Consider the following 5,355-nt stretch of genomic DNA (forward strand, 5'->3'; position numbering starts at 1 on the left):
CTAGGAGTTAAACCACCTTCTCCTCCAGAGGACTTACACCTCCAAGCAAATGCCCATGCCGGGCGTACACGCAAAAATGCCCGCCGCCTTGAGAGGCAACGGGCATTCACGCTGTAGGAAGTATCTCTACTTCTTATTGCGACGCTGGTGGCGGGTCTTGCGAAGCAGTTTGCGGTGCTTCTTCTTGGCCATACGCTTGCGGCGCTTCTTAATAACTGAACCCACGTAAGTTCCTTACCAAACTAGATTGAGATTCTGTCTGCTGGGTGAGGTCCTTGAACTGAGCAACAGACTTTACAACTGACAGATTCTTACAATGACGTAAAACGTTCCTTAACAGGGTACCGCTTATCGGGGGCACCCAATGACCGCTGGCCCTTGAGGGGACCAAGCGGGGCTCAGGCCGTCTCTGAGTGTCCGTCGACGACCGCGCCCTTGAGGTACTGGCTCACGGCATCTTCGGGGACCCGGAATGATCGTCCAAATCGGACGGCCGGCAATTCTCCCGAGTGGACCAGACGGTACACGGTCATTTTGGAAACCCGGAGGACTTCGGCAACTTCAGCCACTGTCATGAAACGCGCGTTCGAGAAGTTAGTCTCTGCGGACATTTCTCCATATTCCTTTGCTCTCAGCGGTTAGCGGCGAACCCCAGCATTCATTACCTGGTGTGCCGATGCTGAGCCATCAAACAACCATGTGCTAGATACTCTAGAGGCTGCTGGTACCAAAGTGAAAGTCTTTCGTCCAAGTGGAGACTAGGTTTCACTTAGTTGGAAGCAGCTATCCGACGCTTTCGGGCCGAGGCCGCCAACTGGTTCAGGACGGACACCGTGACGTCCCATTCCATGCAGGCGTCGGTGACGCTCTGGCCGTACACCAGCTCTTGTTCGCCGGCCGACTGCCGCTCCACATCCAGGTTCTGCGCCCCACCGACAAGGAAGCTCTCCAGCATGACGCCGGCGATCGGCGAAGCAACGTCATCTTCCAACTGCGCGCCGATCTCCAAGGCGACTTCGGCCTGGCGGTGGTGGCTCTTGCCGCTGTTGGCATGGCTCGCGTCAACGATGAGCCGCGGGTTCAAGCCCTTTGCCGAGAGCTTCTCCGAGGCAGCGGCAACCTGGTCCGCGGCGTAGTTCGGTCCCTTGCGGCCGCCGCGCAGGATCACATGGGTGTCCGGGTTGCCCGAGGTCGCCACGAGGGCGGCGCGGCCCTCGCCGTCGATCCCCAGGAACGCCTGGGGTGCCGCAGAGGCGCCGCAGGCATCGATCGCGACTTGGAGGTCGCCGTCGGTCCCGTTCTTGAAGCCGATCGGCATGGAGAGTCCGGAGGCGAGCTGGCGGTGGATCTGGCTCTCGGTGGTCCGCGCACCGATGGCGCCCCATGCCACGAGGTCGGCCATGTATTGCGGGCTGATGGGTTCCAGGAACTCGGTGGCCGTCGGCAGGCCCAGGGCCGTGACTTGCTGGAGGAATCCACGGGCAGCACGGAGTCCGGCCGCGATGTCGTGGCTGCCGTCCAAGTGGGGATCGTTGATGAGGCCCTTCCAGCCGACCGTGGTGCGCGGCTTCTCGAAGTAGGCCCGCATGACGATGAGCAGGTCTTCCTTGTGCTTCTCCGCCTGGCTGACCAGCCTGCGCGCGTATTCCAGGCCGGCCTTCGGATCGTGGATGGAGCACGGTCCCACGATCACCAGGAGGCGATCGTCCACGCCGTCCATGATGGCGCGGACTCCGTCGCGTCCGCGCTCGACGACGGCGGAGGCCTTAGCGTCCAGCGGCAGTTCCGCGCTGATTTCCTGCGGCGTGGGGAGCGGCTCGAAGCGGCTGACGCGCAAGTTCGACGTCGACTGCGCGCCGGGATTTTCGACGTCGGCATTTAGTGTGGTGGGCTCTGCGGCGATGCTGGTCATGAAAGGGGTCCTGTTCCGGAGAGGAGCGGACCCTACTCAGAGCCCGCCTGGAAATGGCGAAGGGCAGAGAATGATCTCTGCCCTGTTGGCTCTGAAGGAAAGTTGGATGCGTGTCAGTTAGACGCGGGCCCCTCCAGAGCCAACGAAAAATACGCATACCAACGGTTAGTCATAGCGAAACCATAGCGGCAGGCTCCGGATTCCCGCAAATCGAAATGCAACGACATCAAGGGAAACCGTTTCCTCACTCACTATAAACTTCACCTCAGAACACACGTCGCCGCAGCATTGGAACAGGGCGGCATCAGCTCCAGGAAGGAAAGCATGCCAGGCAGAAGGAACACCCGGCGGGTGGGCATCGCAGATGTGGCATCCATGGCCGGCGTTTCGCATGCCACGGTTTCCCGCGTCATGAACGGAAACACAACCGTGGACGCGGACATTGCCGCCCGCGTGCGCGCAGCCGCTTCCGAGCTGAAGTACAAACCGAACCCGGTAGGCCGAAGCCTGGCCCTGGGGAAAACGGACACTATCGGAATCGTGGTGCCGGACCTGTCCAACCCCACCTTTCAGGCCATCCTTCGCGGGCTGAGTATTGCCGCCGCCCGCGACGGCTACCGCGTGTTGATCGCCGACTCGTCCGAAGTTTCCAGCGAAGAAGCGATCCTCGCCGGGGAAGCCCGGAGGCGATGCGACGGCGTCGTTCTTTGCGCCCCCCGCATGAGCGACGCCGACCTGGAAGAACTCGCCCCCACGCTCTATCCCCTCGTCCTCATCAACCGCACCACCGAGTCGGTGCCGACTCCCAGCCTCGTAGTGGACTACGGCCAGGGCATCCAGGAGCTTGCCGCCCACTTGGTGGAATTGGGCCACCGCAAACTGGCCTACCTGACGGGACCGGACCGCAGTGCGTCCAACGTGCAGCGCCTCCGTGGGCTCGAGAAGTTTACGGCCGAATTCCCGGATGTCGAACTGCAGTTCATTCCCGGAGGGAACACGTTCGACGCCGGATTCGAGTCGAGCGATGCCGTCGCCGCCTGCGGCGCCACCGGCATCCTTGTCTTCAACGACGTCGCGGCGATGGGCCTCTTGAGCGGACTCAGCGAGCGCGGGATCCGCGTGCCGGAGGACTTGTCCCTCACGGGTTTCGATGACATGCCGTTCGCCCGGTACACCATGCCTCCGCTGACCACTGCGGCTGTACCGATTTCCGACCTCGGGGACCTTGCGTGGCGCCGCATGCGGGAGCAGATCCAGACCAACGACGCCGCCTCCCCCACGAACTACTTCCCGCCGCGGATTGAGCTCAGGGGAAGCACCGGACCCGTCAAGGCCTAGTTTCCTCAGGGGCCTTCCCCAGCCCGGCTTCCCGGTAGTACCCCTCGATGTGCGCGGCCACGAGCGTCGCCGCCCGGCCGCCGTCGCCGATGTTCACTGCCGCCAAAATGGCGCGGTGCTCGGACCGCAGGCGATCGGCGGTGCGATCCCAATCCGGCAGGTTCGCCGTGAGCGCCGCGGCGTACCCCTCGATCGCTTCACGGAGCGAGCCCATGATGGTGCTCACCACGGCATTTCCTGCGGCTTCCGCCAGCGCCAGGTGGAAGGCGACGTCCAGTGCGAGGAAGTCGTCGACGGCGGCACTCAGGTCCATCTCGTCCAGGAGCCTGGCTGCTTCGTTGAGTTCGGGGGCGTCGGCCTTGGCGCGCGACACCGCCCATGATTCGAGCAGGACCCGTGTTTCCACGATGTCGGCGACGGGCAAATGCTGTGTGGCCACGTGGAGGCGGAGCGCTGACCCGAGCGCCGTGGCCGGTTCCGCGATAACCACCGTCCCGGCGTCCTTGCCGGAGCCGACGCCTGCCCGCACCAAGCCCATGGCTTCCAGGATCCGGATTGCTTCGCGGACCGAGGTCCGTGAAACTTCCAACTGTTCGGCCAGCGCCCGCTCGGCGGGAAGCCGTCCACCAAGCACCAAATGCCCGTCGGACAATTGCTTTTCGATCCAACTCAGGACGAGCTCGTGCGTTCGCATGGATAAATAGTAGTTGATGTGGTTGGACCACATGGCATAGAGTGTGGTCTAACCACACAAGTCCACGGGAGACAGCATCATGACGCAGACCGTCCAGCCAAGCAACGCCCCTTCCCTTGAGGTGCCCGCGAACGTCTCCTCCGCCGTCGGGCGTCCTGCTGCACTGAAGCGGCGGGTTCCCAAGTACTCAGACTTGGCGCCGCTCGTGAAGTTCAAGAAGCCCGAGTTCAGCAACGCGGCGAAGCTGCGCCGTGCATCCACCATTTGGGAACTGCGGGACATGGCCAAGCGGCGCACTCCCCAGGCGCCGTTCGACTACACGGACGGTGCAGCGGAGGCGGAGATCACCCTTCGCCGGGCCCGCCAGGCTTTCCAGGACATCGAGTTCCGGCCGGGGATCCTGCGCGACGTCTCCAACATCGACCTCAGGACCGGGATCCTGGGCAAGGAATCCCGGCTTCCGTTCGGCATCGCACCCACGGGATTTACCCGCATGATGCAGTCCGAGGGTGAGTACGCGGGCTCGCAGGCAGCCGAAGCAGCGGGCATTCCATACACGCTGTCCACGATGGGCACGGCGTCCATCGAGGACGTGGCCGCTGCGGCTCCGAACGGCCGCAACTGGTTCCAGCTCTACCTCTGGACGGACCGGGACCGTTCCCTGGAATTGATCGAGCGCGCCGCCAAGGCCGGAAACGACACCCTCATGGTCACGGTGGACACTGCCGTCGCCGGCGCCCGGCTGCGGGACGTCCGCAACGGCATGACCATTCCGCCGGCGCTCACCGTAAAGACCGTCCTGGATGCCTCGTACAGGCCCGCCTGGTGGTTCAACTTCCTCACGCACGAGCCGCTAACCTTCGCCTCGCTCTCCCGCTACACCGGAACCGTGGCCGACCTCATCAACTCCATGTTCGACCCCACCCTGACCTTCGACGACCTCGACTGGCTCCGCGAAACCTGGAAGGGCAAGCTGGTAGTCAAGGGCATCCAGACGGTGGACGATGCCCGCAAGGTGGTGGACCACGGCGCGGACGGCGTCGTGATCTCCAACCACGGCGGGCGCCAACTGGACCGGGCACCGATTCCGCTGCACCTCGTTCCGGAGGTCTCCGCGGCGCTGAAGGCGGACAACAGCGACGCGGCCGTCATCCTGGACACGGGCATCATGAGCGGCGCCGACATCGTGGCGGCCCTGGCCCTCGGTGCCGACTTCACGTTGATCGGCCGCGCCTACCTCTACGGGCTCATGGCAGGCGGGCGCGCAGGCGTGGACCGCACCATCCAGATCCTGGAGAAGGACATGGCCCGCACCATGGCCCTGCTCGGAGTCACGAAGATTTCGGAACTCACCCCGGACCACGTGCGTCTGCTGCAGCACTAGGTCGGGCGGGTGGGCAGGGTGGGGTCG

At 63.8% G+C, this 5,355-nt stretch carries 6 protein-coding genes; 2 read left to right on the plus strand and 4 right to left on the minus strand.

Features of this window, described 5'->3' with window-relative positions; all coding sequences use genetic code 11:
• Positions 1–126 precede the first annotated feature (126 nt).
• The 3 genes from AC3WJM_RS22840 to AC3WJM_RS22850 form a co-directional block, all read right to left on the minus strand.
• Positions 127–225, minus strand: a complete 99-nt coding sequence (locus AC3WJM_RS22840) for a 30S ribosomal protein bS22 (protein ID WP_003792170.1) — start codon at positions 223–225, stop codon at positions 127–129.
• A gap of 173 nt (positions 226–398) precedes the next feature.
• On the minus strand, positions 399–611 hold the full coding sequence (locus AC3WJM_RS22845) for a helix-turn-helix domain-containing protein (RefSeq protein WP_059389516.1): 213 nt from the start codon (positions 609–611) through the stop codon (positions 399–401).
• A 158-nt stretch (positions 612–769) separates the two neighbouring features.
• Positions 770–1,912 carry a 3-deoxy-7-phosphoheptulonate synthase gene (locus tag AC3WJM_RS22850; RefSeq protein ID WP_284990088.1) on the minus strand — a complete coding sequence of 381 codons (1,143 nt, stop codon included), beginning with the start codon at positions 1,910–1,912 and terminating at the stop codon, positions 770–772.
• Between the two features lie 324 nt (positions 1,913–2,236).
• Here AC3WJM_RS22850 and AC3WJM_RS22855 point away from each other — a divergent pair, with 324 nt between their 5' ends.
• Positions 2,237–3,250, plus strand: a complete 1,014-nt coding sequence (locus AC3WJM_RS22855; protein ID WP_284990089.1) for a LacI family DNA-binding transcriptional regulator — start codon at positions 2,237–2,239, stop codon at positions 3,248–3,250.
• Here AC3WJM_RS22855 and AC3WJM_RS22860 read toward each other — a convergent pair.
• Positions 3,240–3,944 carry a FadR/GntR family transcriptional regulator gene (locus tag AC3WJM_RS22860; RefSeq protein WP_492273034.1) on the minus strand — a complete coding sequence of 235 codons (705 nt, stop codon included), beginning with the start codon at positions 3,942–3,944 and terminating at the stop codon, positions 3,240–3,242. The genes AC3WJM_RS22855 and AC3WJM_RS22860 overlap by 11 nt on opposite strands.
• A 79-nt stretch (positions 3,945–4,023) precedes the next feature.
• Here AC3WJM_RS22860 and AC3WJM_RS22865 point away from each other — a divergent pair, with 79 nt between their 5' ends.
• A complete protein-coding gene (locus AC3WJM_RS22865; protein WP_492273035.1) occupies positions 4,024–5,328 on the plus strand; it encodes an alpha-hydroxy acid oxidase in 1,305 nt (434 codons plus the stop codon).
• Positions 5,329–5,355 lie beyond the last annotated feature (27 nt).

The sequence above is a fragment of the Arthrobacter sp. FW306-1B-G06A genome (assembly GCF_058781765.1).

What these genes read in the sequence shown, in the direction of transcription:
- AC3WJM_RS22845 (WP_059389516.1), bottom strand. Translation starts at nt 611, where the DNA reads ATGTCCGCAGAGACTAACTTCTCGAACGCGCGTTTCATGACAGTGGCT.
- AC3WJM_RS22850 (WP_284990088.1), bottom strand. Translation starts at nt 1,912, where the DNA reads ATGACCAGCATCGCCGCAGAGCCCACCACACTAAATGCCGACGTCGAA.
- AC3WJM_RS22855 (WP_284990089.1), top strand. Translation starts at nt 2,237, where the DNA reads ATGCCAGGCAGAAGGAACACCCGGCGGGTGGGCATCGCAGATGTGGCA.
- AC3WJM_RS22860 (WP_492273034.1), bottom strand. Translation starts at nt 3,944, where the DNA reads ATGCGAACGCACGAGCTCGTCCTGAGTTGGATCGAAAAGCAATTGTCC.
- AC3WJM_RS22865 (WP_492273035.1), top strand. Translation starts at nt 4,024, where the DNA reads ATGACGCAGACCGTCCAGCCAAGCAACGCCCCTTCCCTTGAGGTGCCC.